Genomic DNA, 24,091 nt, shown 5'->3' on the forward strand with positions numbered 1-24,091 from the left:
CCGCCGCCTCACTCCGCGGCCATGAGTCTCCGGACGGCCGTCGCGGCGCCGTTTCGTCAAGCCGGGAGCCGCGAGATGGGGGAAAGTGCCTTCGTCGTCGCGCTGTCGCTGGACCGCGATTGGTTCTCGCCCGACCAGGCCAAGCGACTGGTCGACGTGGCCGCGAGCGAAGGGCTCCTCGAACGCGACGACGGGGAGTTGCGGGTGTCGTTCGAGCCCGGGTCAGTCGATATCCCCGAGGGGTTCACCCCCGAGGAGTCCATCCTCCAGGAGCGCTCGACGTTCGAGCGCGTCCTCGACGCCTTGGTCGATGCCGGCCACGACAAACAGGAGGCCGTCGCCGCGGTCAACGGCCTCCAGTCGGAGTTAGGCGTCACTATCGAGGCCGCTGCGGTGCTGTACGCACACCGCAACGCCGTCGACGTACAGCAACACGCCGAGACGGCGCTGGGTGAACTGTAATGGTCGAAGACGAAACCACCGATGGCACGCGAATCGCGCAACTGCTCTCCTCGGAGATACACGGCCACGAACGCGGTAGCCTCGGGTTGCTCTCGGTGGTCGATGCCGACCCCGATGTCAAACCCGAGGAATTCGGCGCCTTCGCCTACGGCGTGGCGTTCGAAACCGACGACGAATCGCGCCGAATCGCCGAGGTGTACATTCATCCCGACCGTGCCCGCGTGGAGTTCCTCGCCGGCGTCGAGACAGCCACCGAAGCGGCCGACGGAGAGGGCCTTCGCGTCCGACCGAAGGCCGTCGACCCGCCGCGAACGCTCGTCTTCGTCGAGAGCGGCGCGGAAGTGAAGCGGGCACTACGCGTCGTCCGTACCGTCGCCGACCAACTCCGTGAGGAGAGCCGGTAGCGTCGGCAGTTCTTCCCGTGACAGCGACGCGTCGGCGTCGGGATGGACCGCCGGCCCGCCGTCGTAGGTCACCTGTATCGCGAGGAGGCCGGCCGCGGCGGCACCCGCGACGTCGCGGTCGGGGTCGTCGCCGACGTAGGCCACCGCCTCGGGAGCGACATCAAGGGCGTCACACAGCGACGCGAAGGCGGCGGCGTCGGGTTTCGGCGCGCCGAGGGCGCCTGTGACGAGGATTTGGTCGAACGAGTCGGTCCACCCCAGCCGCCGGAGTTTGTCCCGCTGGGTTCGGTCCGGACCGTCCGTCAGCAGGCCGACCCGGTAGCGCTCGCGAAGCCGCTCGACGGTCTCTGCGGCGCCGTCGACGGGGGCCATCGCCTCTCCGACGGCCGCGCGGTAGGCGCGAGTCACCGCCGGAGCCTGCTCGCCGACGAGCGCCTCGAACACCGGCCGTCGGCTCTCGGTGCCGCTGTGTTCCCGGTGGGCCGCGAGGTAGTCCTCGCGGTCGAAATCGAGTGCCACGTCGGCGCGGTCGGCGGCCTCGGCCAGGAGCGTCTCGCGGTCGCGGGCCGTAACCGCGAGCGTGTCGTCGAGGTCGAAGGCGACGGCGCGAAGCACGACCGACCGTAGCGGCCCCGGCGACATATAGGAGTCGGCTCCGGACAGCTCCCGAGCGGGCGGAACGGCAGCGTTTTGCCCCACCGCCGCAACGCGCCGACAATGAGCTTCTTCGACGACCTCGCCGCACGCATCGAGTCGACGAACAGCGTCGTCTCCGTCGGCTTACGACCCCGACCCCGACCGACTGCCCGACTTTCTCGATTCGGACCTCCCGCGGTGGGCGTTCAACCGCCGAATCATCGACGCCACCCACGAACACGCCGCCTGCTACAAGCCCAACGCCGCCTTCTACGAGGACCCAGACGGCTGGCGGGCCTTAGAGGAGACCGTCGCCTACGCCCACGGCAAAGGCGTTCCCGTCCTCCTTGACGCCAAACGCGGCGACATCGGCAACACTGCCCGACAGTACGCCGACCTGCTGGACGACGACGGCCTCGCGGTCGACGCGATGACCGTCAACCCCTACATGGGCCGAGACACCCTCGAACCGTACCTCTCGAAACCCGAAAAGGGGGTCATCGTCCTCTGTCGGACCTCCAACTCCGGCGGTGCGGACTTTCAGAACCTCGAAGTCGGCAACGGCAAATCGCTGTACGAGTACGTCGCCCAGCGCTGTGCGGAGTGGAACGACAACGACAACGTCGGCTTGGTCGTCGGCGCGACGGCTCCAGAAGAACTCGAATCCGTCCGGGAACTGGTCGATTTGCCCTTCCTCGTCCCCGGCGTCGGCGCACAGGGCGGCGACGCCGAGGCGGCCGTCGAGTACGGCCTCGCCGACGGCGTCGGGCTGGTCAACTCCTCTCGGGGCATCATCTTCGCAGGAGAAGGTGCCGACGACGAAACGTCGTACTTCAACGCCGCGGGAGCGGCGGCCAAACGGCTCAAGAAACGGCTGAATCAGTACCGCTGACCGGCGGTCGGTCGACTGTCGTTTGGCTCAAAATCGATACTCGTCGACCCCGTCGGGGTACTCCCGTTCCTCCCGGTCGGAGTCGTCGGCCGGTCGGTCGCCCAGTTCGGCGAGACAGTCGGTACACAGCCCACTCGTCCGGTCGTAGTGTTCCGCACACACCAACCGGCCACAGCGGTCACAGCCGTCCTCGACCGTCTCGGACTCACAGATTTCACAGAGTCCAGCGACGCTCATACACCACCTTGTGTGTCTATCCCCCTAAAGCAATCCCCGAATTTACGGTGTCCGGGAACGTATTGTGGGTGTGCAAAAAGAGCGGCTCGTCCTCGGTCTCACCGTCGTCTTCGGCGCCATGACGGCGCTGGTGTTACTGTTGAGCGTCGCGCTCGTCGAGCCGGTGCTGTTCTTCGTGGCGCTGCCGCTCGGCGCCGCCGCCTACATGTTCTGGTATCAGTCCTCGGGGAAGCTCCGGGAGCGCGTCGCCCGCACACAGCCGGGGGCCCGCAGCACCGGCGAGGGCCGAGGGGGGGTTCGGTGCAGGCCCCCCGAAGCGGCTTCGAGAGCGCACGCGGCCAGCAGGCGCGCGAGGAATGGGAGCGCCGCCAACGCCAACAACGCCAGCGCCAGCAACAGAAACGCCGGCGACGGGCGGATGTCGGTCCGTCGCCCGGACTCAGTCGCGCCGAAGCCTACCGCCGATTGGGGCTGGACACCGACGCCGACGAGGGCGAAATCAAACGCGCCTACCGGGAACGAATCAAGGAGGCTCATCCCGACAGAGGTGGCGACGAGGCGGAGTTCAAGCGGCTCACTGAAGCCTACGAGACGCTGACCGAGTAGGCCACGAGTCGAAGCCTCCTTAACAACCCTCCCCGTTTTCGTAGCCATGAGTACGGACGACATCGACCCCGCGGGGTCGAAGGCGGAGGGGACGCCCGACCACGAAAACGCCCTCCAAGACGTTATCGCAGTCGACGGCGACGACAACCCGGAGGGGCTCGTCAATCGCCTCGACGCCCACACCGGCGACGGTATCCGCCACCGTGCGTTCACGGCGCTGCTGTTCGACGGCGACGGCAACGTGTTGCTCGCCCAGCGCGCGCCGAACAAGCGCCTGTGGGACACCTACTGGGACGGAACGGTCGCCTCCCACCCCGTCGAGGGCCAGACCCAACTCGAGGCGACCCGGGAACGACTCGAAGAGGAACTCGGCGTCACGCCCGAGCAGTACGGCGACCTCCGGGTGACGGACAAGTTCGAGTACAAGCGTTACTATCTCGACCAGGGGGTCGAATGGGAGGTGTGTTCGGTGCTGCAGGCGACGCTCGAGGACTGTACGCTCGACCCCGACGAGGAGGAGGTCGCGGGGCTGATGTGGGTACCCTACGACCGACTCCACGAGAACCCGAAGTGGTACCGACAGCTGCGACTCTGCCCGTGGTTCGAAATCGCGATGCGGCGGGACTTCGCCGAGGACTGATACGGTGGTGTAACGATTTATCGGTCATCGCCAGTGCGGGTCAGCGATGACCGATAGAAGACTACAGCAATCCGTATGACGCTCGCTGTTAGTCGTTCTGGTACTCTTTCTCGAAGCCGCGGAACTCCGTTCGGTGTGCTTCCTCGTCGGCCAGAATCGTCACCGCGAGGTCCTCCGTAACGGGGTCGTTGGCCGCTTCAGCGGCGTCGATGAGCGTCCGGTAGGTCTCGATGGCGTCTTCCTCGGCATCGAGGACACCCCGGATGACCGAAATCACGTTCGTCGAATCCTCCGGCGGCTGGAGGGTGTCCTGTCGGGCGACGAACTCCGCCGACCCCGGCGGTCGGGCGTCCAGCTGCTTGAGGCGCTGCCCCAACTGTTGGGCGTGGGTCAGTTCCTCCTGGATGTCCTGTTGGAGGCTCTCTTTGATTTCCTCGGCACGAACGCCGTCGAGAACGATAGCGTTCGTCTGGTAGTTCATCACTGTCTCCATCTCGTCGCCGTAGGCTTTCTTCAGGATTTCGACCACTCGCTCGGAGGCGTCGGATTCGGACATGGCACTACTTAGTTCGGGCCGAAGCGTGAAGAAACCCACCTCGAAGTGGCTCTTCCCGAACAGATTCCGCCGTCTTTGTTTGAAACACATTCGTCACAGTTTGTGGATTAAATGCGAATGTTCGTCCCACACTATCGTAGAAAGCTTTAGGTAACATCGTATTGTATGCTTATTCGTTCCGATGTACAACAACAAGGTTCGGACCGCGGTTGCACTACACCTGACCGGCACGCTGACGGAGGGTGAGGCGGCCCGACACGCCGGGCTGTCGCGTGCGCAACTGCGCCGCTACACCCGAACCTGCGGCGCCATCGTTCCGGCGCCATCGACAGACGACCTCGACGCCGAACTGCAAGAACACGCCGACTCGAATGCCGTCCGCCTCGACGGTTAATCGAGTAACCGGGTGAGTTCGGCCGCCGTCTCCGCTTCCAACCCGCGAACCGTCTCGATGATGTTACTCCGCCGTTCGACGTCGTAGCGGTCCTCGGCCAGCGCGTGGAACTTCTCCTCAACGACGCCCCACGACGCCGCGCGTGCGGGGTGGCCGGTGAACCACTTCTCTTCGGCCTCGTGTATCGCCCCGTCGTGACAGTCGACGGTGACGCGAGCCGGCAGTTCGCCCCGTTCGGCCCGCTCGCGCAACTCGTCGTCGACTCGGGCGTCGACGGCCGAGGCGACGGGTCGGAGGTCCTCGCGGGCGGCGGGGCGTTTCGTCGCATCGCGATCGACGAGAGCGGCCGCGAGCGTCACAGGGTCGAGCGCCTCGACGGCTTCCGGATACGTCTCGACGGTGACCGAGTCGATGTCGGCAGGGTCGAGCGTCACGTCCGAGGCGAGGTCCAACGCGGCTTCGAGCGTCGACTGAGCGTGTGGATGGGCGTCGTAGGGGCGGATGGCCGCGTCGCGAACCCGCTCACAGCCGGGGTCGAGGTCCAAATCGAACGGCCCGACGAGGTCGTGCCACCCGCCCGGCCCCGCGATAGCGTCGGGGCCGACGACGCCGCTTTCGGCGAGGAGACACGCCGAAACCGCCTCGTGTGTCGCGTTCCCCCCCACGACCGGGTCGAACTCGTCGTCGACGGCGAGCGTTCCGCGACCGGCCGCGATGCCGATTGCGCTTTCGAGACGACCGGTCCCGAACCCCAGCGCCCGGCCGACGCCGGCCGCCGCCGCGATGGCGCCGTGGGTCGCCGGATGGAACCCGTCCAGCGGCGCGTGCCACGCCAACTCGCCGTGAATCTCGTGGGCGGCGGCGACGCCGGCGAGGAGTTCCTCGCCTGTCGCGCTTCGGGCCTCCGCAGCCGTCAACACCGCGGCGACGGAAATCGAGGCCGACCCCAGCGCGGGGGCGAGAAACACCGTCCCGTTGCCCGCACAGGCCAGCGCACCGTTGTACATCGCGGCGTCGGACGCCGCCGCGCTCAACTCCGACCCCCACAGTCTGCTTCGGCCCGTCGCGTTCTGTGTCGCCACGGTACGGCGGACGCCGTCGGTCGGCGAGGTGCCGACGCTGTCGATGGCGACGGCGACGGCATCGAGCACGCGGCGTTTGGCCGCCTCCCGAACGTCCTCGGGCAGTCCCTCGTAGGTGACGCCCGCCGCGAACTCCGCGAGGGCCCCAGTCGATGTCATGCCAGACGATACCATGTCCGGCTTCAAAAACGTTCGCAGGCGGCGGGGTCAGGGCCGGGTCGTTGCCCACACCGCGAGTATCCCGAGGACGATAGCCGGTACCATCGGGAGGGCGAGATACGTGTCCCAAAAGGAGAGCCCGAGCTGGGAGCCGAGGTACGGATACGCGTAGATGATGCCCGGAACGACGACGAACGCGACGAAGACGGCCGCGACGAGCGTCCACCCGCGTTTGTCGAACTCGCGGTCCACGTCGTCGGGGTGGACGGTCATCGGGTCGCGGTCGGACTCGTCGTCTGCCGTCTCCGAAGCCGCCTCCGGCGTGTACTCGTCGTCATCGTCGAAGGCGTCGGGGTCGTGGGTGTAGCCGTCACTCATAATCGTCGGGGTCGTACTCGCTGTCGGGGACGACGACCACCGACCCGAACCCTTCCCGACCTTCGAGCATCTCGTGAGCGCGGGCCATCTCGCTCATCGGCAACACCGCACGGACGTGGGGTTCGAAGGTGCCGTCGAACACCTTCGCCATCACGTCGTCCATCTCGCCGGGCGTCCCCATCGTCGACCCGAGGATGTCGAGTTGCTTCCAGAACACCTTCGGGATGTTCGTCTCCGGCGTCACACCGGAGGTCGCTCCACAGGTGACGACGGTCCCGCCGCGGGCGGCGGCCGACAGCGAATCGTCCCACGTCGCCTCACCGATGTGGTCGACGACGACGTCGACGCCGCGGCCGTCCGTCTCGGCTTTGACGACCTCCGCGAAGTCCTCCTCCTCGTAGTTGACGAGGTGGTCGGCGCCGCAGTCGCGGGCGTGGTCGAGTTTCTCCTCCGAGGAGGCCGTCGCCCACACCTCACACCCCTCGTTGGCGGCGATTTGGACGCAGGCGTGGCCGACGCCGCCGGAGGCGCCCAACACGAGGACGGTGTCGTTCTGCTGGATTTCGGCGCGTGTCATGAGCATTCGCCACGCCGTCTGGAAGACCAGCGGCGCCGAGGCCGCGGTGACGAAGTCGACGCCCTCGGGCAGCTCGATGAGGTTCGCCTCGGGAACCGCCGCCTGCTCGCTGTGGACGCCGCGGACGTGTTCGCCAATCATCTTGTAGTCGACACACAGCGACTGCTCGCCCTTCCGGCAGAACTCACACTCACCACAGTACAGACCGGGGTCGACGACGACGCGGTCGCCTTCCTCGAAGCGGGCGACGCGTTCACCGACCTCGCTGACGACGCCCGCACCGTCGCTGCCCGGGATGTGCGGCAGTTCCTCGGGACTCGGCATCCCGCGGCGCGTCCACACGTCGAGGTGGTTCAAACCGCCCGCCTTGATGTCGACGAGTACCTCCTCGGGTCCAATCTCGGGGTCCGGGAACTCGTCGTACTGGAGCACGTCGGTCGAGCCGTGTTCGTCGTAGAAGACCGCCTTCATACCCGCCTCTCGGAGCGGGGTGTGCAAAACAGTAGCGGAGTCGGAGGCGACCCCGGTGGAGTTTAGCGGCCGGCCGACGCAAGACGAGGTATGAGCGACGACGGCCACCACCACCACGAAGACCATGGACACGACCACGAGGACGGACCGCACGGCCACCACCACGAACACGACGACCACCACGCCCACGACCTCGACGAACTCGGTATCGCGGTCCTGACGGTCTCCTCCTCGCGGAGCATCGAGGAGGACCCCTCCGGCGCGGCCATCGTCGACCTCGCTGAGGAGGCGGGCCACGACGTCGTGGTCCGGGAACTCGTCGGCGACGACTACGACAGCGTTCAGGACGCCGTCGACCGCTTCGTGGGTCGCGAGGACACCGACTGCGTCGTGACGACCGGCGGCACCGGCGTCACCCCCGACGACGTGACCGTCGAGGCAGTCGAACCGCTGTTCGAGAAGGAACTGCCGGGGTTCGGCGAACTGTTCCGGTCGCTGTCGGTCGAGGAAATCGGCACCCGCGTCGTCGGGACGCGTGCCGCCGCGGGCATCGCCGACGGCGTCCCCGTGTTCTGTCTGCCCGGTAGCGAGAACGCGGTTCGGCTCGCAGTCGACGACATCGTCGTCGCCGAGGCACCGCATCTCGCCGGCCTCGCCCGTCGAGACGACGATACCGAGGAAAGTGACGATACCGAGGAAGGCGACGAACCCGACGAGGGCGACGAGAGCGCCTAGGGAAGCGGACAGAGACTCGCGGTCAACAGCGCCCGCTCGTCGCTTTCGTTTCGCGCGCCGTGTTCGACGCCGCGTTCGTTGTGGACGACCGCGGGCGCGGAAACCGTCTCCTCGGTGCCGTCCTGTGTGACGACGACTTCGCCCTCCAAGAGGTGAAAGACGTTCTCGCAGTCGTCGTGGACGTGTGGGTCGAAGGCGCCACCGGGACCGAGTGCGAACAGTTTCACGAGCACGTCGTCGTGGACGACCAACTCCGCCGTCTCGACCTCGCCGTCGGCGGGGTCGACCGCCGGCAGTTCGTTCAGCGTCATACCGACCGATTCGGCTACGTGAACTTAACTCTCGGCGATGGAATCAGTCGGCGCTGACTTCGCGGCCACCGCCGGCAGAGACGCCGTCATCGCCGGTGTCGAGTGTCGACCTAACGGAGGGCGCCAGCCGCGTGACCTTGCTCGCGCCGTCTTTCTCCTGGACGACGAGGCCGTCGTCGGCGAGTCGCGAGAGGTGATACGACACCGTGCTGTAACTCGTCTCCACCTCGTCGACGATGTCGCCGACGGTCGCCGCGCCGTACCGCCGGAGTACATCGATGATGGCGGCGCTGGAGTCCTTTTCGAGGGCCGCGGCGAGTTCCTCGTTTTCCGTCCCGATGGGGAACAGCCGTCTGTTGCCGCGGAGCTTCCGGGAGGTGACGAGCCGTTCGCGTTCGAGGACGCGGAGGTGATGCCGGACGGTCGACAGCGGCGTGTCGAGGTCCTCGGCGAGCGCCGACAGCGAGACACCAGGGGAGTCGGTGATTCGGTCGTGAATCCGCTCCCGCGTCTCGTGTTCGAGGGGGTCGGAGCCGTCCTGGCGGCCGAAGCGGAACATCGCACCGAACCGCCCCAGCCAGTCGGCCACGAGCGCGGTACCCACCGAGAGGAAGCCGGTCCACGGTTGGGCCACCGCGACGAACATCGCCGTCCCGAGCGCCGGGACGTAATCGAGCAGCGCGGCGCCGTCGAACCACGAAAGGGACCCGAGCAGCGACGCGGGCGGCTCCCCGTCGTCTTCGGCGTTCAGTTCCGCCGACTCGCCGTCCGCCGTGTCACCGGCGGTCGTCGGCTCCACGGCGATAGATTCGCTATCGGCGGCCGCCGTCTCCGCGTCGGCGTCACCGTCGGTATCCGACGATGTCGAGGAGACAGCAAGTTCGGGGCCGTCGGCTGCATCGATGTCCGCCGGTGGTGTCACCGACGAACCGGAGTCGGAGGTCGCCGACCCCGACAGCGGAACGTCGACTGCCAACCCCGGCGCCGAGTTCGTCGTCGAGCCGACCTCGACGGCGACGCCGCCAGAGGTCACGTCGACTGTGGGGGCCCCGGCGAGCGCCGGCGACGCCGTCACACCATCGAGGCCGGCCATCCCGTCGTCGAGACGCCATTGCTCCGCGTCCGCCCCGGAGAGAGCCACGAGCTGGTCGACGGACTCCCCGCCGTCAGTACCGTCCGTCGCTGTTCCGGCAGTTGCGTTCGTGATGTTCGTGATGTTCGTGGCGTTCGTAGCGTTGTCGAGGACCGTTCCTGTCGTGTTCTCGACGGTTTCTGTCGCCGTCGCCGTCAGGTTTCGAACCGGCTCGGAGTCGTTTCGTTGCCAGTCGCTGTCGTTGTCGCCCCACTCGTGTTCGTCGGTCTCCCACTCGCCGCCCTCATCGTCGGATATCGCTGCGGCAGCCGGCGCGGCCGCGGGGAGGGCAACACCGGCGACGAGCAGCGTACAGACGACGAGCGTGCGTAATCGTAGTCCCAATTCAGTAACCCCCTTTGACGGCGAATAGACCCGATTACGAAAGTTCGTTTCACCGGTTATGGACGGACTTTTATATTCGCCTCGTATTCACGGCCGACTACTGGCCTCTGGCGGTCGTTTCGATGCGGTTGTTAGAACGTTCATAGGAGATTCAGTGGTCGTTTCGACCACGACATGAGTAGAGACGATTCGGGACTGTCACGACGAACGTTCATGAAGGGCGTCGGAATAACCGCCCTCGCGGCAGCGACGGGGCCCTCCCTTGCGAGCGCCGACCACGCTATCGACGAGCGGTTCCTCAACTGGCGTGCCGTCGAGGCACGGAAGGTCTGGGACCGTGGCTTCCGTGGGCGCCGCGACCGGACCCTCGCATTGACCGACTCTGGGGTCGAGGGGCGACACCCCGACCTCGGCCCGTGGAACGGCGTCCGCGTCGAAATCGAAGACGACGAGTTCTCGCTGGTTCGCTCGGACGGCGACTCCGGAGGCGGCGTCGAGCTCCAGCCGGTCGAGGGCGACGACGGCGAACCGCTCACCGAATCCGACAGCGGCACCTTCACCCCCGGCGCGTTCGTCGCGCCAAACGAGCAGTTCAGCGAAGTCAAAGGCGCGACGTTCACCGCACAGGCGACGAGCAAACTCGATGCCGAACTGTCGTGGACGCCGCCGGGCAACGACCTCGAGTTCCGCATCGACGACGTGACCGACGAGCGGACGGAAGTCGGCCGCGTCGCGAGCGCCGAAAACCCCGAGACGCTGCTGGTCGACCTCGAAAAGGACCGGAAGTACCAGTTCGTCATCGAACTGTACGCGGCCGTCGGCGGCCAGTACACCGTCGAGGCGACGTACGTCGAGAAGGTTTCGAACGACGATGGTGGCGGGACGGCCACCGTCGACGCCAGCGACATCTTCGCTGACCCCTCCAACAAGACGTTCGGCTGGTACGACGCCAGCAGTCGCTACGGCAGTTTCGACCAACCGCGCGACCAGAACGGCCACGGGACCCACGTCTCCTCCATCATGGCCGGCTCCGGACGCGCCAGCACCATCGAGTCCTCGACGGTCCACGAGGAGAACGCGACGCTGTTGCCCGGCGACTTCCTCGAATACGAGGTCGATGCCGTGGCCGGCCAGAGTGTCTGGGCGTCGGCGTTCGGGACGAACGTCAACCTCTACATCATCGACGAGGAGGGACGGGAACTCGACGAGTCGCCGGTCCGGAAGGACTCGCTGATTCTCGAATATCCCATCGACGAAGACGGCACCTACACCGTGCAGGTCCGTCCCCGAGAGACCGACACTGTCGTCAGCGGCGCAGGCGAGCAGGCCCAATCCGGCAATCCGACGGCGGGCACGCTGGAACGCATCGCCGTCGGGACGACGAAGTTCGCCGCCGACACCGCAGGCGAGGGCGTTCCCGGCGATGTGAGTGAAAGCGAGCAGGCACTCCATCCCGGCGTCGCCCCGAACGCCGGCATCGTCGGCCTGCAGGGTCTCGGCACGCCGACCGTCGACCTCGGCAACTACGCCGAGCAGTTCAAGGAGGCGTTCAACATCCGTTCGGTGAACATGTCCTGGGGGCCGCTGCAGGGCGTTCCCCTCGGCCAAGTCGAGCAACTTGACTCCACCCGCGCTGACGTGCGACGCATCACCGAAGGCGGGATGTTGGTCTGTGCGTCGGCGGGCAACGCCTTCACGCCGGCCAACGGCAACGGTGGCCCGGCGGCGGCCGACGAGGCCATCTCCGTCGTCGCCACGGGGCCCTTCGACGGCATCTCGACGTACTCCTCGGGCGGCATCGGTGGCGTCGACGAGCAGAGCGACGACTCGCCCGAATCGAGCCCCGCCTACGCCAAACCCGACGTGACCGCCCCCGGCGGCGACATCGGGCCGGACGCCTTGGCGAACATCGGCCTCGGACTCGCGACGAACCCACCGGTCGGCGCCGGACCGGAACCGCCGGTCGGCATCGAATACCCGATTCCCTCGAACTACGAACTCGCCCGCGCGGCGAAGAACGGCGACCCCGAGAAGAGCTACGGCGACGCCGACGGCACGGCGGACACTGGCGCCGACGAACCGTTCGCACCCCGCGATTACACCGACAAGGCAGGTACCTCGATGTCGTCGCCGTACGTCAACGGCGTCGCGGGACTCCTCGCCGAGGCTATGGAGTTCGGCCGCCCCGAGGGCGGCGAGCGACCCGACGCCGTAACGCTGCCCGAACCGGCCGCGACGACCGAATCCGACGTGTATCGACTGAAGAGCCTGCTGTTGGCGACCGCCAGCGAATCGGTGTTCACGGCCGCGCCGTATCACGCCGGCCAGAACCCGCCGAAGGGGCCGACCTACGACTTCGGCGGCCGGGACCCCTTCGAAGGCTTCGGTCGCGTCAACCCCGACGCCGCCGTCGACGCCGTCACGCGGGACTTGACGCCCGAACTCACGAACGAGGACGGCGACCCGACGACCGGCTCGGCGACCACCGAGGAGACGCTCGGCCTCTACGTCCCCGAGGACTCCCGTGCGACCGCGGGCTACGTCGAGGCGCCGACCGGAACGATGACCGTCAGCGTCTCGCTGTCGCATCTCTCCGGCGGCAACAAGGGCATGGCCGCCGGCGACCCCCACATCGACCTGTTCGTCTACGACCCGGCGAATCCGACCGACCGCGGCGAACCGAACATCGTCGCCCGCGCACAGGGTGCCACCGGCGCCCCGTCGGTGACCGTCTCGGTGCCCGACGACGCCGAGACCAAGACCTACGTCGTCGTTGCCAAACTGGTCAACGTCCCCGGCGTCGTCAACGGCTTTGACGTCCAGAGCCACTTCGACCTCACCGTTGCCCTCGACGCTGCGGAGAACACCTTCGACGTGGCCGGCGGCGCACGGACCAGCGACGCGACGGTGCTCCCCGGCGGACGGGCCAACCGCCTCATTGTCGAGGTGACCGACCCCGACGAGGAAGCGCTCGTCCGCGACGTGGTGCCGGGGTCCTGGAACGTCCTCACCGAGTTCTCGGACACCGTCGACCGCGTCGAACAGCCCACCGAGGGCGGCCCGCAGTTCGTCTATCTCGCCGACAGCGCCGCGACCGGCGAGACCACTTCCTACACCTACTTCGTCGAATCGCCCGATAGCCTCGAAGAGTCCAACGCCTACCAGTTCGGCCCGGCGGAGGCGAAACCGACCGAGGACGCCGATGACGACAGCGTGCCGTTCGTCGCCGTCCCGAACACCTCCGGCAACGTCGTCGCCGTGGGCCTCGACACCGCCGACCCGCAGGGCAGTCTGCCGGGCGGCGACATGGAACCGCCGACGAACTGAGCGGTCACTCCGCAGTGTGACTGGTGGGATTTTTTACGGCGCGTCGAGAGGCGCCCGTGTATGGAGCCGATTGCCCTCCTGTTCGTCCTGTTCGGACTTCCCGGTGCGATTTGGCCCTACCGGATGGCCCGGTTCGAAGAGCAACTCGACGCCATCGGTAGCAAACGCCGCTGGTCGGAGGTCGAACCCGCCGACTGGAAGGTCATGCTGACGAGATACGTCGGCATCGTGATGGTCGGCGGTGGCGTCCTGTGGTTCCTCGCGGGGTGAGCGCCGAGTCACGAACCCTTTTCACCGAATCCGTCCGAGAGGTCGGTATGGAGAGTCTCAACCGGATGGCCGTCGAGTTGGTCGACGAGGCCATCGACTTCGCCGACGAACTCGCTATCGAGGTTCACGAACTCGACAACGGCGCGGTCGTTCTCGACTTCGGCGTCGAGGCGGTCGGCGGCATCGAGGCCGGCCTGCTGTTGACCGAAATCCAGACCGGCGGGCTGTCGACGGTCCAAGTCGGGATGGACGAAATCGAGGGCGTGCCGTTCACCCACGTCGAGACATCGACGGACCACCCCGCACTCGCGCTGTTGTGCGCCCAGAAGGCCGGCTGGGAGCTGTCGGTCGAAGGCTTCGAGGGACTCGGGTCGGGGCCGGCCCGGGCGCTCGTCGCCGAAGAGGAGGAGTACGCCCGCGTCGGCTACCGCGACGCCTCGGACTTTGCCGTCCTCGCCATCGAAAGCGAAGAGTTGCCCGACGAGGCCGTCGCCGAACACATCGCCGACCGCTGTGGCGTCCCCGTCTCGAGCGTCTTCCTGCCGACGTTCTCGACGGCAAGTGTAACGGGAAGCGTCGCCCTCGCAGGACGGGCCGGCGAACTCGCCGCCTTCCGGCTCTCGGAGCTGGGGTACGACCCCGTCGAGTTGCTGACGGTGACCGCTTCCGCCCCGGTCGCTCCGGTCGCCGAAAGCGACGAGTTGGCGATGGCGCGAACCAACGACGCACTCGCATACGGCGGACAGGTCCACATGAGCGTCGACGAGGGCTTCGACCGCTTCGACGAGGTCCCATCGACGGCCCGCGAGGAGTTCGGCCGGCCCTTCGTCGACATCTTCGAGGACCACGAGTGGGACTTCTATGACCTCCCGCTCGAAGTGTTCGCGCCGGCGCAAGTGACCGTCGACGTGGTCGGCGAGGGCGTCGAAGCTCTCGGTCGAACCGACGAGGCGCTGTTGGCCGAGAGTTTCGGACTCTAATGAAATTCAAGGTCGTCCCCGAACCGGCCCCGTCAATCGACCGCATCGCCGAGGTACAGCGGGCGGTGCCGCTCGTTCCCGACGGCGAGACCTCCTGCTGTGTGCGGGTGATGGAGCAGGCGGGCGTCCCCTCACAGGACCGCGCCAAGGAGTGGTTGACGTTCCTGCGGGCACTGGAGCTCGTCGAGGAGACCGACGGGGAGTACCGGCGACTCCCGAGAGAGGTCGACCCCGAAGCGCTGCGGTCGGCGTTTCTACAGCGGGTGTATCTCGCCGAAGAGGTCGTCGCGACGCTGGATGCGGCCGAGGAACCACTGGCCGCCGAGACGGTCTTCGAGCGATTGGCCGACCGCCTCCCGCAGTGGGAGCGACTCCGGCACACCGACCCCGAGTCGGTGTGGCGCGAGCGCGTCAACCGGCTGCTGGAGTGGGCCTGTACGTTCGGGCTGGCAGAGCGCGTCGACGGTGCCTACGCGGGCGCGTGACACCGTCGGGGCTTTCCAAACCGTTTATACTGCACCGAAGGCAAGCCGTGGGTATGCCGAGAGAGCAGACTGAGGTCCGAGAACTTCAGGAAGGCAACTACGTGATGATAGACGACGTGCCAAGCAAAATCTACGCCTACAGCACGTCCAAGCCCGGCAAACACGGCAGCGCGAAGGCCCGCGTCGAGGGGACGGGCGTCTTCGACGGCCAGAAGCGAAACTTCACCCAGCCCGTCGACGCGAAGGTCTGGGTTCCCATCATCAACCGCAAGCAGGGACAGGTCGTCTCGGTCTCCGGCGGCGACATGCAGGTGATGGACCTCGAAACCTACGAGACCATCACGATGCGCATTCCCGAGGACCTCGACCCCTCGCCGGACGACGAAATCGAGTATCTCGAGTACGAAGGACAGCGCAAGGTCGTATAGGGCGGTATGGGCGAGTTCCCCGGTGCGAACGCCGACCCGGACGACGCCGATTACGCCGTCGTCGGCGCACCACTCGACGTTTCTACCACGTTTCGCCCCGGAACCCGCTTCGGACCCGACCGGGTCCGACGGTTCGCTCGCCCGTTCGATGACTACGACCAGCGAACCGACCGACATTTCTCGGACCTCGTTTTCGACGCCGGCGACGTGGCCGCGTGGGACGCCGCCGCCGACTATCTCGATTTCCTTTCGGGCAGTCTGCGTGACCACCACGACGACGGCCGTCTCCCCCTGTTGGTCGGCGGCGAGCACACCATCACCGTCGCCGGGCTCCGTGCGGCCGACCCCGACACCTACGTCTGTCTCGACGCCCACCTCGACCTCTACGAGGCGTATGCGGGCAACGACCACTCACATGCGACGGTGACCCACCACGCCCTCGAAATCGCGGACGAGGCGATTTTACTCGGTGCACGCACCGGCAGCGAGGCCGAGTGGGACCGCGCCGAACAGTCGGACGTGACCGTCGTGCCCCCCGAGGAGGTTCCCGAGTGGCGCCCCGACTTCGACGGCGACGCCTACCTGAGCGTCGACATCGACGCCGCCGACCCCGCCTTCGCCCCCGGCACCGGAACGCCGGAGCCGTTCGGACTGAGTTCACGAGAGATGCGCGATGTCGTTCGAGCGGTCGCCCCCTCGGCTGTCGGCTTCGACGTCGTCGAGGTAAACGACCGTGACGACGGCCAAGCCGGTTCGCTTGCGGCGAAACTGCTCCGGGAGTTCGTCTTCTCCCACGCCGACGGCGCCGGCGAGGCATCGCCCTGAGGCGAACGGACGAACACGGCTCCAAAACTACTTTTCGGAGCGCCGACCAGCGGGCGAGTGTATGCCGCCCTCCACGCTCGTGTCCCTCCTCGCGTTAGGCATCGTCGTCGCCGTCCCAATCGTCAGCCTCTATCGTCACTGGGGGCGCTCGGAGCCGCCCGACTGGCCGCGACTCAGGCGAGGGTTAGCGCTGAACGCGGCGCTTCTCGTCGGCGTCGTCGCCCTCGTCATCGCCACCGGTTCGCCCGCCGACGTCGGCCTCGTCGTCCCGTCGGTCGGGGCGATAGTTGACGGCTTTCTGTTCGGGTTCATCGCCTTCGGCGGGACGATGCTCGCCGTCGCGCTCCTCGCGAAGTTCCGCGGCGGCGTCAGTGCCGACCCGGCGTCGCTCGCCGTCTTCGAGCAACCGCTTCACCGTCGCCTCACGGTCGCAGCGACGGGGGCGACCGTCGAGGCGCTGTTGTTTTTCGGTGTCGCCATCGAGGCGATTCTCGCCTTGGGCGGCGGTCCCTACGTCGCCGGCGCAGTCTCGGCCGCCGGTCTGTTGGCCGTCCGTGCGCGATTCAGCGTCAAAAACGCCGTCCAGTGGATTCCCGGCGCGGCCGTCCTGTCGGGAATCGCACTCACCTCGGGCACGGTCGTTCCGGTCCTGTTGGTTCGACTGCTGTACGACGGCCTGACGCTCGCCTCCGGCGAAAAGGGCGATTACGTCACGGACGGTGACGCCTGAGGCGAGCAGGGAATACAAATGCAAGCCGAGTGAGGGTCAGGTATGCAACTCTCGGAGTTCCGCGACCGGCTGAACGACCGTCTGAACCACGCCGACTACGCGGGTGTCGACGCCAGCGCCAACGGCCTGCAAGTGGGCAGGGCCGACGGCCGACCCGTCGAGCGTGCCGCCTTCGCCGTCGACGGCGTCGAGGCGACCGCTGAGACGGCTGCCGACGCGGGGGCGGACGTCCTCGTCGTCCACCACGGCATGGTCTGGGGCGGTCTCGACAGAGTGACGGGGCGCGACTACGACCGCGTCGCCGCGTTGGTCGACAACGACCTCGCGCTGTACGTCTCTCACCTCCCGCTGGACGGCCACGCCGAGTTGGGCAACGCCGCCGGCCTCGCCGAGTTCCTCGACTGTGACGTCGTCGAACCGTTCGGCGACTACGGCGGTGTAACCATCGGCCAGCGCGTCCGAGCAGCCGAATCCTACACCCTCTCGGACCTCGAAGCCAGACTGTCGGCACTCGACACCGGCGAAGGGTCGGTACGGACGCTGGATTTCGGCCCCGACCGCATCGAGGACATCGCCATCGTCACCGGCTCCGGTACCGACTGGATTCGAGAGGCTGCCGACGCGGGCGTCGATGCACTGGTCACCGGCGAGGGCAAGGGGAAGGCCTACCACGAAGCCCGCGAAGCGGGGCTGAACGTCTTCCTCGCGGGCCACTACGCCACGGAGACGTTCGGCGTTCGAGCCCTCGCCGACCTCGTCGAGGAGTGGGGCGTCGAGACGACGTACGTCGACCATCCCACAGGGCTGTGAGGGGAATCCCACGCCCGCGGCACCGAGATTCAATCATTCCGTTGCTGCACCAGTACTAAGCCGTCGCCACGCGTCGGTCGGATTCGTATGAGTGAGGCTCCGAGCGGACAGAACATCGAGGGCGAGACACCGTCCGCCGAACCGGTCGTCGAAACCGACGAGGCGACGGTCACCGAGAACGCCGAACTCGAACGCACGCTCGGACTCTCCGGGGGGTTGGCTATCGGTATCGGCACGATGATAGGTGCCGGTATCTTCGTCTTTCCCGGCCTCGCGGCGGGGCGGGCCGGACCCGCTGCTGCGTTGTCCTTCACCATCGGCGCGGTCATCGCGCTGTTGGTCGCACTCCCGACTTCGGAGTTGGCGACGGCGATGCCGAAATCCGGCGGCGGCTACTACTTCATCTCCCGCGGGCTCGGGGCGCTCGCGGGGTCGGTCGTCGGCCTCTCGCTGTGGCTCGGATTGGTCTTTGCGACGGCGTTTTACCTCGTCGGCTTCGGCTACTACGCCGTCGACGCCCTCGGCGTTCTCGGCATCGCCATCGGAGAGAGCCTCGTCATCCCGATTGCGTTGCTGTTCGGGGTGGGCTTTACCCTCCTGAACGTCACCGGCACCGAAAACGCGGCGAAACTCCAGAACGGCGTCGTCGCGCTGTTGCTGTCGATTCTCGTCGTCTTTCTCGGGTTCGGAATCCTCGATGCCGTCGGCATCGTCGGCGAACCGACCACGCCGGAACAGTTCGCTCCCTACGGCCCGTTCCCGATTCTGACGACGGCCGCGCTGGTGTTTACCTCCTATCTCGGGTTCGCACAGGTCGCGACCGTCGCCGGCGAAATGAAAGACCCCGGCCGGAACCTCCCGCTGGCGATGGTCGGGTCGGTAGTCATCGTCGGCGTGTTGTACGTCGCGACCATCTTCGTCGCGACGAGTGCGGTCGGGAGCAACGCCCTGTCGCTGGCCGGCGAGACCGCGATGGTCGCCGTCGGCCGAGAACTCCTCGGTCCGGCCGGGGGCTTCGCAATCATCCTCGGCGGCCTGCTGGCGACGATGTCGAGTGCGAACGCGTCGATTCTCTCGACCTCCCGAGCCGTCTACGCCGTCTCGAAGGACGCGCTGTTGCCGGGACGTGCGAGTCGTATCAACCTGAAATACGGGACCCCACACGTCGCGTTGGGAATGGCCGGCGGTCCGATTCTCCTCTTGACGGCGACCGGCCGCGTCGAAGTGCTCGCCGAAGTCGCCTCGTTTCTGCACCTCGTCGCCTACGGCCTCATCTGTGTTGCGTTACTCGCGCTCAGACGCGACGAACCGGAGTGGTACGACCCCGACTTTCGGGTCCCCGGCTACCCAGTCGTGCCGATAGTCGGCGGCGTGGCGAGTTTCGCGCTCATCCTGTTCATGCAACCACTCTCACAGATACTCGGCTTCCTCATCATGCTCGGAGCCGCCGGGTGGTACTTCTACTATGCACGCGATGTAACACTCAAGGGGGCACTGTAAGATGACGCGAGTACTCATGCCGCTGGCGGTGCTGGAGGGTGAATCGGTCGCCTACGGGCTGATGGACCTGCTGGAGACGATGGACGTGACCGTCCTCGGCTACCACGTCCTGCCGGAACAGACGCCGGCCGACCAGGCCCGCGAGCAGTACGAAGAGCGGGCCGTCTCGGGACTCGAAGACACCGCCGAGGAGTTCCGCAAGGCCGGCGGTGCCGCCGATTACCGACTCGTCTTCACCCACGACCGCCACCAGTCAGTCGAGCGCGTCGCCGACGAAGTCGACGCTCGCGCCTACGCTATCAACGGCGCGACCGGCGACGTAAATCGGTTGCTCGTCCCGCTGAGCGGTGACGTGGCCGTCGACCGCATCCTCGAGTTCGTCACGGAGCTGGTCGGCGACCGCGACATCGCCATCACGCTGTTTCTCGCCAGCGAAGCCGACGACGCCGATGACCTGCTACAGCGAAGCGCCCGACGACTCAGAGATGAGGGGCTCGAGGTAACGACCGAACGCGTCGTCAGCAACCGGCCCTTCGAGACGCTAATCGAGGCCGTCCCCGACCACGACGCGGTGGTCGTCGGCGAAGCCGCACCGTCGCTGTCGCAGTTCCTGCTGGGCGACGAATCCGAGCGCCTCGCCGCCGCCTCCGTCGGCCCGGTGTTGGTCGTCCGCCGCGAAACCGACGGAGACGGCGCCGACGAGTAGTCACCGCGTCGCCGCCTTCCACTCCCGTAGCCCGACGACTGCCCCGTCGATGGCTTCGGCGTCGGCCTCCGTCGCGGCCCACAGGAACATCGGTGCGACATCGGCGGGGTCCCGTCCCTGCATCCGGTTCGTCAACTCCGTCTGCACCTGCCCCAAATCGAGGACGCCAACGGCCTGCTCCAGTTCGGCGGCGAACTGTCGGGCGACGGCCTCGGCGGTCGCTTTCGACACCGCGTAGGCGCCGAAACCGGGTTTCGCCTCGCGGGCGATAGCGCCCGACGGGACGACGACGCGTGCGTCGTCGGTCAGGTGCGGAACGGCCTCGCGAATCGTCGCGAAGACGCCGCGACCATTGATGCGGAGCGTGTCGTCGAACGACGAGTACGAAGCCTCCGCCAGCGGCGTCTCGCCGGGAGCGCCGTGGTAGACGCCCGCGTTGGCGACGACGAAGTCGATACCACCGCGCTCGCCGGCCCGCGAGGCGGTTTCCATCAGTCGCTCGACGTCGAACTCGTCGCGAACGTCGGCCCGCATCGCCGTCGCCGTCCCCCCGTCATCCTCGATGGCTTCGACGACCGACTCGACGGCGTCTCTATCCCGCGCACACAGCACGACGTGGACGCCTTCCGCTGCGAGCAGTCTCGCGACGGCTTCGCCGACGCCTCGGGACCCACCGGTGACGACTGCAGTGTTCATACCGCACAGTCGTGCGGCGGCGACAAGGACGTTTCCCAAGCGGCGGTCCGGACGGCCACGGCGGTAGCACCGTGCCACCGTTCCCCACGCCCGTTTTATGGGCGGTCCGCCCCTATATCGGATTATGTCCACATCCCGCGAGGTGGTCGTCGTCGGCTCCGGATTCGGCGGCCTCTCGACCGCGTGTTATCTCGCCGACGCGGGCTTCGACGTGACGGTCCTCGAGAAGAACGAGCAACTGGGTGGGCGGGCCTCCCGACTGGAAGCCGACGGCTTCCGGTTCGACATGGGCCCGTCGTGGTACCTGATGCCCGACGTCTTCGAGCGGTTCTTCGGCCACTTCGGGAAGGAACCCGAGGATTACTACGACCTCAATCGGTTGGATCCCCACTATCGCATCTTCTTCAAGGACGGCGACACCGCCGAAGTGACCTCCGACCGAGAAGCGATGTACGACCTCTTCGAGTCCTACGAGGACGGAGCGGGCGATGCCCTAGAGGAGTACCTCGACACCTCCGAGACCCACTACGAGGTGGCGATGGAGCAGTTCGTCTACACCGACCGCCCCCGCCTCCGCGATTGGGTCGACTGGGAGGTCATGAAGGCCGCACCCATCGGCCTGCAGTTGCTCGGGACGATGGACGACTACGTCGCCGACTACTTCGACAACCCGAAACTCCAGCAAATCATGCAGTACACGCTGGTGTTCCTCGGCGGCGCGCCATCGAACACGCCCGCGCTGTACAACATGATGGGCCACGTCGATTTCAACCTCGGCGTCTACTACCCCGAAGACGGACTGGGGTCGGTCGTCGACGCCTGCGTCGAGTTGGGCGAGGAGTTGGGCGTCGAATACGTCACCGACGCCGAGGTGACCGAAATCGTCAACCGCAAGCAGGGGTTCGTCGTCGAGTCCGCCGCCGGTGACTTCGAGGCGGAGTACGTCGTCAGCGACGCCGACTACGCCCACACCGAACAGGAACTGCTCCCCGAACACGAACGCCAGTACGACGCCGACTACTGGGACGACCGCACCTACGCGCCGAGTGCCTTCCTCATGTACATGGGCGTCGAGGGCGACGTGGAGCCACTCGAACACCACACGCTCGTCCTCCCGACCGACTGGGACGGCCACTTCCAGCAGATTTTCGACGAGCCGACGTGGCCCGAAGACCCCGCCTACTACCTCTGTGTCCCCTCGAAAACCGACGACAGCGTCGCCCCCGAGGGCCACTCGAACCTCTTTGCGCTCGTCCCCATCGCGCCCGGCCTCGACGACACCGAAGAGGTCCGGACGTGGTACCGCGATGTAATCCTCGACGACATCGCCGAGAATACGGGCGTCGAGTTGCGCGACCGACTGGTCTTCGAGGAGATATTCTCCGTCTCGGAGTTCGCCGACCGCTACAACAGCCAACAGGGGACGGCACTCGGCATGGCTCACACCTTGCGACAGACCTCGCTGCTCCGGCCGCCGCACCGCTCCGAGGCCTGTCCGGGGCTGTACTTCACCGGCTCGTACACCACTCCCGGCATCGGCGTCCCGATGTGTCTCATCAGCGGCCAACACACCGCCGACGCGCTCGTCGAGGACGCCTGACCGGACCCGCCGACCATGACGGACCACGCAATCGACCGTGTGCTGCCGAGCGAGGCGACGCCGAGCGGCTACGTCCTTCGGATGTCGCGGCCCCGCTTTTGGTTCTACCTCGCCGGACCCGTCATCGTCGGCGTCGCCTACGCCGCCGAGGCGCCAGCGGAGCTGTTCGGCCTCCTTTCGGTCGCCCTGTTCGCGTATTTCCTGTTGCCGGCGAACGTGTTCCTCTACGGCGTCAACGACGTCTTCGACGCCGACATCGACGAGGCGAACCCGAAGAAGGACGACCGCGAGGTGCGCTATCAGGGCGACCGACTGGTGCCCGCCCTCGTCGTGCTGACGGGACTGGCCGGCCTCCTGTTCCTCCCCACACTTCCGACCGCCGGCGCGGTCGCGATGGTCGGCTTTCTGTTGTTGGCCGTCGAGTACAGCGCCCCACCGTTGCGGTTCAAGACAACGCCGTTTCTCGACTCGCTGTCGAACGGCCTCTACGTCCTGCCGGGCGTCGTGGCCTACGCTGCCGTCGCCGGGAGTGCGCCACCGCTCGCCGCCGTCGTCGGGGGCTGGCTGTGGGCGATGGGCATGCACACCTTCTCGGCGATTCCCGACATCGAACCGGACCGCGAGGCCGGCATCGAGACGACGGCGACGTACCTCGGGGAGTCACGAACCTACGCCTACTGTGCGGCCTGCTGGCTCGCCGCGGCCGCCGTCTTCGCGACGGTCCATCCGTTCTTCGCCGCCGTCCTCGGCGTTTATCCCGTCTTCGTCGCCGGCATCGTCGCCGCCGACGTGGCCGTCGACCGCGCTTACTGGTGGTTCCCGGCGCTGAATACGGCCGCCGGGATGGTGCTGACGCTCGCGGCGCTGTGGGTGATGCTGTATGCGTGAGGCCGTCACCGACTTCGAGATGCCGCCCCGAGGGCACCTCGAGCGCCGTCTCGACGAACTCGTCGACGAGAACCGGTTCACCATCGCCGTCGTCTTCCCAGCGCTCGGGGCGGTGACGCTGCTCGCCTCCGCCGAGGGCCTGCTCCCGGAGCCGCTCAGTTTCAACCCCTACTTCCTGCTGTTCGGCGTCGCGGTGATGCGACTGCCGCTGGTCGCCGGCCTCGCGCCGGTGTTGACCCGAAAGGCCGCCGCCGGTCTCGCCGCGCTGTGTGGCTACACCTATGCCATCGAGTACGTCGGCATCACGACTGGATTCCCCTACGGCGCCTTCCAGTACGGCGTCGATTTGGGGCCGATGCTCGGCGGGATTCCGGTTGCACTACCGCTGTTTTTCCTCCCGCTCGTCGGCAACGCCTACCTGCTGTGTCTGTTGCTCCTCGGCGACGCCGCCCGACGAGTCGCCCTCCGGGTGCCGGTCGTCGTCGCCGCCGTCATCGGCATGGACCTCGTCCTCGACCCCGCGGCCGTCTCGGTGGGTTTCTGGGCCTACGACGCCGGTGGCCTCTACTACGGCGTCCCGTGGTCGAACTACGCTGGGTGGCTGCTGTCGGCCATCGTTGCCGTCGCCGTCCTCGATTACGCCCTCGACCGAAACGCCGTCCTCGCTCGGCTGGAGTCCTGTCGGTTCATGCTCGACGACCTCGTGAGCTTCGTCATCTTGTGGGGCGGCATCAACGCCTACTTCGGCAACTGGATTCCCGCGGCGCTGGCGGTGGGGTACGGCTACGCACTGTGGAAAACGGACCGCTTCGACTTCCCCGAGCGGTGA

28 protein-coding genes and 1 pseudogene are annotated in these 24,091 nt (G+C 67.0%); 20 read left to right on the forward strand and 9 right to left on the reverse strand.

The genetic code is table 11. The annotated features are described in order from the left end of the window. Positions 1-21: 21 nt before the first annotated feature. Positions 22-462, forward strand: coding sequence for a DUF2240 family protein (locus tag GJ631_RS01195; RefSeq protein ID WP_156707382.1), 441 nt, complete (start codon positions 22-24; stop codon positions 460-462). Next, positions 462-866: a hypothetical protein gene (locus GJ631_RS01200; RefSeq protein WP_156707383.1), complete on the forward strand. Its 405-nt coding sequence runs from the start codon at positions 462-464 to the stop codon at positions 864-866. The genes GJ631_RS01195 and GJ631_RS01200 overlap by 1 nt, the downstream gene beginning before the upstream one ends. On the opposite strand, the gene GJ631_RS01205 is transcribed toward GJ631_RS01200, so the two are convergent. Then, positions 816-1,481, reverse strand: coding sequence for an HAD family hydrolase (locus tag GJ631_RS01205; protein WP_370518521.1), 666 nt, complete (start codon positions 1,479-1,481; stop codon positions 816-818). The genes GJ631_RS01200 and GJ631_RS01205 overlap by 51 nt on opposite strands. 102 nt (positions 1,482-1,583) lie before the next feature. On the opposite strand from GJ631_RS01205, the pseudogene pyrF reads away from it, so the two are divergent. Then, positions 1,584-2,394: pseudogene (gene pyrF / locus GJ631_RS01210) on the forward strand (orotidine-5'-phosphate decarboxylase). 27 nt (positions 2,395-2,421) lie between these two features. Here the strand turns inward: pyrF and GJ631_RS01215 are convergent. Then, positions 2,422-2,631, reverse strand: a complete 210-nt coding sequence (locus GJ631_RS01215; protein ID WP_156707384.1) for a hypothetical protein — start codon at positions 2,629-2,631, stop codon at positions 2,422-2,424. A 300-nt stretch (positions 2,632-2,931) separates the two neighbouring features. Here GJ631_RS01215 and GJ631_RS19335 point away from each other — a divergent pair, with 300 nt between their 5' ends. Both GJ631_RS19335 and GJ631_RS01225 read left to right on the forward strand, forming a co-directional pair. After that, a complete protein-coding gene (locus GJ631_RS19335) occupies positions 2,932-3,237 on the forward strand; it encodes a J domain-containing protein (RefSeq protein ID WP_370518522.1) in 306 nt (101 codons plus the stop codon). 46 nt (positions 3,238-3,283) lie between these two features. After that, a complete protein-coding gene (locus tag GJ631_RS01225) occupies positions 3,284-3,877 on the forward strand; it encodes an NUDIX domain-containing protein (RefSeq protein ID WP_156707385.1) in 594 nt (197 codons plus the stop codon). 88 nt (positions 3,878-3,965) lie between these two features. Here GJ631_RS01225 and GJ631_RS01230 read toward each other — a convergent pair whose 3' ends face one another. After that, positions 3,966-4,433: a ferritin-like domain-containing protein gene (locus GJ631_RS01230; protein WP_156707386.1), complete on the reverse strand. Its 468-nt coding sequence runs from the start codon at positions 4,431-4,433 to the stop codon at positions 3,966-3,968. Positions 4,434-4,614: 181 nt separating this feature from the next. Between GJ631_RS01230 and GJ631_RS01235 the strand changes: the two genes are divergently transcribed. After that, positions 4,615-4,827, forward strand: a complete 213-nt coding sequence (locus GJ631_RS01235) for a hypothetical protein (RefSeq protein WP_156707387.1) — start codon at positions 4,615-4,617, stop codon at positions 4,825-4,827. Here the strand turns inward: GJ631_RS01235 and GJ631_RS01240 are convergent. Genes GJ631_RS01240 through GJ631_RS01250 form a run of 3 tightly spaced genes read right to left on the reverse strand, consistent with a single transcriptional unit; the run spans position 4,824 to position 7,494 of the window. After that, the gene (locus GJ631_RS01240) at positions 4,824-6,068 is read right to left on the reverse strand and encodes an MmgE/PrpD family protein (RefSeq protein WP_197424701.1); all 1,245 of its coding nucleotides are present in this window, start codon (positions 6,066-6,068) and stop codon (positions 4,824-4,826) included. The genes GJ631_RS01235 and GJ631_RS01240 overlap by 4 nt on opposite strands. A 48-nt stretch (positions 6,069-6,116) precedes the next feature. Further along, complete coding sequence (locus GJ631_RS01245; protein WP_156707389.1) at positions 6,117-6,446, reverse strand: hypothetical protein; 330 nt, start codon at positions 6,444-6,446, stop codon at positions 6,117-6,119. After that, a complete protein-coding gene (locus tag GJ631_RS01250) occupies positions 6,439-7,494 on the reverse strand; it encodes a zinc-binding dehydrogenase (RefSeq protein WP_156707390.1) in 1,056 nt (351 codons plus the stop codon). The genes GJ631_RS01245 and GJ631_RS01250 overlap by 8 nt, the downstream gene beginning before the upstream one ends. A 90-nt stretch (positions 7,495-7,584) precedes the next feature. Here GJ631_RS01250 and GJ631_RS01255 point away from each other — a divergent pair, with 90 nt between their 5' ends. Next, positions 7,585-8,229 carry a molybdenum cofactor biosynthesis protein B gene (locus tag GJ631_RS01255; RefSeq protein WP_156707391.1) on the forward strand — a complete coding sequence of 215 codons (645 nt, stop codon included), beginning with the start codon at positions 7,585-7,587 and terminating at the stop codon, positions 8,227-8,229. Here GJ631_RS01255 and GJ631_RS01260 read toward each other — a convergent pair. Continuing rightward, positions 8,226-8,540 carry a cupin domain-containing protein gene (locus GJ631_RS01260; protein WP_156707392.1) on the reverse strand — a complete coding sequence of 105 codons (315 nt, stop codon included), beginning with the start codon at positions 8,538-8,540 and terminating at the stop codon, positions 8,226-8,228. The genes GJ631_RS01255 and GJ631_RS01260 overlap by 4 nt on opposite strands. 43 nt (positions 8,541-8,583) lie before the next feature. After that, positions 8,584-10,017, reverse strand: coding sequence for a helix-turn-helix domain-containing protein (locus GJ631_RS01265; RefSeq protein WP_156707393.1), 1,434 nt, complete (start codon positions 10,015-10,017; stop codon positions 8,584-8,586). Positions 10,018-10,191: 174 nt separating this feature from the next. Here GJ631_RS01265 and GJ631_RS01270 point away from each other — a divergent pair, with 174 nt between their 5' ends. The 10 genes from GJ631_RS01270 (at position 10,192) to GJ631_RS01315 (ending at position 20,078) form a co-directional block, all read left to right on the forward strand. Next, the gene (locus tag GJ631_RS01270) at positions 10,192-13,344 is read left to right on the forward strand and encodes a S8 family serine peptidase (protein WP_156707394.1); all 3,153 of its coding nucleotides are present in this window, start codon (positions 10,192-10,194) and stop codon (positions 13,342-13,344) included. Between the two features lie 60 nt (positions 13,345-13,404). After that, positions 13,405-13,614, forward strand: coding sequence for a hypothetical protein (locus GJ631_RS01275; RefSeq protein WP_156707395.1), 210 nt, complete (start codon positions 13,405-13,407; stop codon positions 13,612-13,614). A gap of 47 nt (positions 13,615-13,661) precedes the next feature. Next, positions 13,662-14,594 carry a methenyltetrahydromethanopterin cyclohydrolase gene (gene mch / locus GJ631_RS01280; protein WP_156707396.1) on the forward strand — a complete coding sequence of 311 codons (933 nt, stop codon included), beginning with the start codon at positions 13,662-13,664 and terminating at the stop codon, positions 14,592-14,594. Further along, complete coding sequence (locus GJ631_RS01285) at positions 14,594-15,079, forward strand: hypothetical protein (RefSeq protein ID WP_156707397.1); 486 nt, start codon at positions 14,594-14,596, stop codon at positions 15,077-15,079. Before mch ends, GJ631_RS01285 begins: the two co-directional genes overlap by 1 nt. 53 nt (positions 15,080-15,132) lie before the next feature. Then, entirely contained in the window at positions 15,133-15,507 is a 375-nt protein-coding gene (locus GJ631_RS01290; protein ID WP_156707398.1) for a translation initiation factor IF-5A, read from the forward strand. Between the two features lie 6 nt (positions 15,508-15,513). Next, the gene (locus GJ631_RS01295) at positions 15,514-16,332 is read left to right on the forward strand and encodes an arginase family protein (RefSeq protein ID WP_156707399.1); all 819 of its coding nucleotides are present in this window, start codon (positions 15,514-15,516) and stop codon (positions 16,330-16,332) included. Positions 16,333-16,393: 61 nt separating this feature from the next. Beyond that, on the forward strand, positions 16,394-17,062 hold the full coding sequence (locus GJ631_RS01300; RefSeq protein WP_156707400.1) for a hypothetical protein: 669 nt from the start codon (positions 16,394-16,396) through the stop codon (positions 17,060-17,062). 42 nt (positions 17,063-17,104) lie between these two features. Further along, complete coding sequence (locus tag GJ631_RS01305; RefSeq protein ID WP_156707401.1) at positions 17,105-17,872, forward strand: Nif3-like dinuclear metal center hexameric protein; 768 nt, start codon at positions 17,105-17,107, stop codon at positions 17,870-17,872. Between the two features lie 87 nt (positions 17,873-17,959). Further along, positions 17,960-19,372, forward strand: coding sequence for an APC family permease (locus tag GJ631_RS01310; RefSeq protein WP_156707402.1), 1,413 nt, complete (start codon positions 17,960-17,962; stop codon positions 19,370-19,372). 1 nt (position 19,373) lies between these two features. Then, a complete protein-coding gene (locus tag GJ631_RS01315) occupies positions 19,374-20,078 on the forward strand; it encodes a universal stress protein (RefSeq protein WP_156707403.1) in 705 nt (234 codons plus the stop codon). Here GJ631_RS01315 and GJ631_RS01320 read toward each other — a convergent pair whose 3' ends face one another. After that, a complete protein-coding gene (locus tag GJ631_RS01320) occupies positions 20,079-20,774 on the reverse strand; it encodes an SDR family NAD(P)-dependent oxidoreductase (RefSeq protein ID WP_156707404.1) in 696 nt (231 codons plus the stop codon). A gap of 124 nt (positions 20,775-20,898) precedes the next feature. On the opposite strand from GJ631_RS01320, the gene GJ631_RS01325 reads away from it, so the two are divergent. From GJ631_RS01325 to cruF, 3 genes are read left to right on the forward strand one after another with little or no spacing between them, the layout of a single operon-like run. After that, positions 20,899-22,374 carry an NAD(P)/FAD-dependent oxidoreductase gene (locus GJ631_RS01325; protein ID WP_156707405.1) on the forward strand — a complete coding sequence of 492 codons (1,476 nt, stop codon included), beginning with the start codon at positions 20,899-20,901 and terminating at the stop codon, positions 22,372-22,374. Between the two features lie 15 nt (positions 22,375-22,389). After that, entirely contained in the window at positions 22,390-23,262 is an 873-nt protein-coding gene (locus GJ631_RS01330) for a prenyltransferase (protein WP_156707406.1), read from the forward strand. Further along, positions 23,255-24,091 carry a bisanhydrobacterioruberin hydratase gene (gene cruF, locus GJ631_RS01335; protein ID WP_156707407.1) on the forward strand — a complete coding sequence of 279 codons (837 nt, stop codon included), beginning with the start codon at positions 23,255-23,257 and terminating at the stop codon, positions 24,089-24,091. The genes GJ631_RS01330 and cruF overlap by 8 nt, the downstream gene beginning before the upstream one ends.

The sequence above is a fragment of the Natronomonas sp. CBA1123 genome (assembly GCF_009741925.1).
Lineage (GTDB): Archaea > Halobacteriota > Halobacteria > Halobacteriales > Haloarculaceae > Natronomonas.

Coding starts and splice junctions, on each gene's coding strand:
- GJ631_RS01195 (WP_156707382.1), top strand. CDS start 22: ATGAGTCTCCGGACGGCCGTCGCGGCGCCGTTTCGTCAAGCCGGGAGC.
- GJ631_RS01200 (WP_156707383.1), top strand. CDS start 462: ATGGTCGAAGACGAAACCACCGATGGCACGCGAATCGCGCAACTGCTC.
- GJ631_RS01215 (WP_156707384.1), bottom strand. CDS start 2,631: ATGAGCGTCGCTGGACTCTGTGAAATCTGTGAGTCCGAGACGGTCGAG.
- GJ631_RS01225 (WP_156707385.1), top strand. CDS start 3,284: ATGAGTACGGACGACATCGACCCCGCGGGGTCGAAGGCGGAGGGGACG.
- GJ631_RS01230 (WP_156707386.1), bottom strand. CDS start 4,433: ATGTCCGAATCCGACGCCTCCGAGCGAGTGGTCGAAATCCTGAAGAAA.
- GJ631_RS01235 (WP_156707387.1), top strand. CDS start 4,615: ATGTACAACAACAAGGTTCGGACCGCGGTTGCACTACACCTGACCGGC.
- GJ631_RS01240 (WP_197424701.1), bottom strand. CDS start 6,068: ATGACATCGACTGGGGCCCTCGCGGAGTTCGCGGCGGGCGTCACCTAC.
- GJ631_RS01245 (WP_156707389.1), bottom strand. CDS start 6,446: ATGAGTGACGGCTACACCCACGACCCCGACGCCTTCGACGATGACGAC.
- GJ631_RS01250 (WP_156707390.1), bottom strand. CDS start 7,494: ATGAAGGCGGTCTTCTACGACGAACACGGCTCGACCGACGTGCTCCAG.
- GJ631_RS01255 (WP_156707391.1), top strand. CDS start 7,585: ATGAGCGACGACGGCCACCACCACCACGAAGACCATGGACACGACCAC.
- GJ631_RS01260 (WP_156707392.1), bottom strand. CDS start 8,540: ATGACGCTGAACGAACTGCCGGCGGTCGACCCCGCCGACGGCGAGGTC.
- GJ631_RS01270 (WP_156707394.1), top strand. CDS start 10,192: ATGAGTAGAGACGATTCGGGACTGTCACGACGAACGTTCATGAAGGGC.
- GJ631_RS01275 (WP_156707395.1), top strand. CDS start 13,405: ATGGAGCCGATTGCCCTCCTGTTCGTCCTGTTCGGACTTCCCGGTGCG.
- mch (WP_156707396.1), top strand. CDS start 13,662: ATGGAGAGTCTCAACCGGATGGCCGTCGAGTTGGTCGACGAGGCCATC.
- GJ631_RS01285 (WP_156707397.1), top strand. CDS start 14,594: ATGAAATTCAAGGTCGTCCCCGAACCGGCCCCGTCAATCGACCGCATC.
- GJ631_RS01290 (WP_156707398.1), top strand. CDS start 15,133: ATGCCGAGAGAGCAGACTGAGGTCCGAGAACTTCAGGAAGGCAACTAC.
- GJ631_RS01295 (WP_156707399.1), top strand. CDS start 15,514: ATGGGCGAGTTCCCCGGTGCGAACGCCGACCCGGACGACGCCGATTAC.
- GJ631_RS01300 (WP_156707400.1), top strand. CDS start 16,394: ATGCCGCCCTCCACGCTCGTGTCCCTCCTCGCGTTAGGCATCGTCGTC.
- GJ631_RS01305 (WP_156707401.1), top strand. CDS start 17,105: ATGCAACTCTCGGAGTTCCGCGACCGGCTGAACGACCGTCTGAACCAC.
- GJ631_RS01310 (WP_156707402.1), top strand. CDS start 17,960: ATGAGTGAGGCTCCGAGCGGACAGAACATCGAGGGCGAGACACCGTCC.
- GJ631_RS01315 (WP_156707403.1), top strand. CDS start 19,374: ATGACGCGAGTACTCATGCCGCTGGCGGTGCTGGAGGGTGAATCGGTC.
- GJ631_RS01320 (WP_156707404.1), bottom strand. CDS start 20,774: ATGAACACTGCAGTCGTCACCGGTGGGTCCCGAGGCGTCGGCGAAGCC.
- GJ631_RS01325 (WP_156707405.1), top strand. CDS start 20,899: ATGTCCACATCCCGCGAGGTGGTCGTCGTCGGCTCCGGATTCGGCGGC.
- GJ631_RS01330 (WP_156707406.1), top strand. CDS start 22,390: ATGACGGACCACGCAATCGACCGTGTGCTGCCGAGCGAGGCGACGCCG.
- cruF (WP_156707407.1), top strand. CDS start 23,255: ATGCGTGAGGCCGTCACCGACTTCGAGATGCCGCCCCGAGGGCACCTC.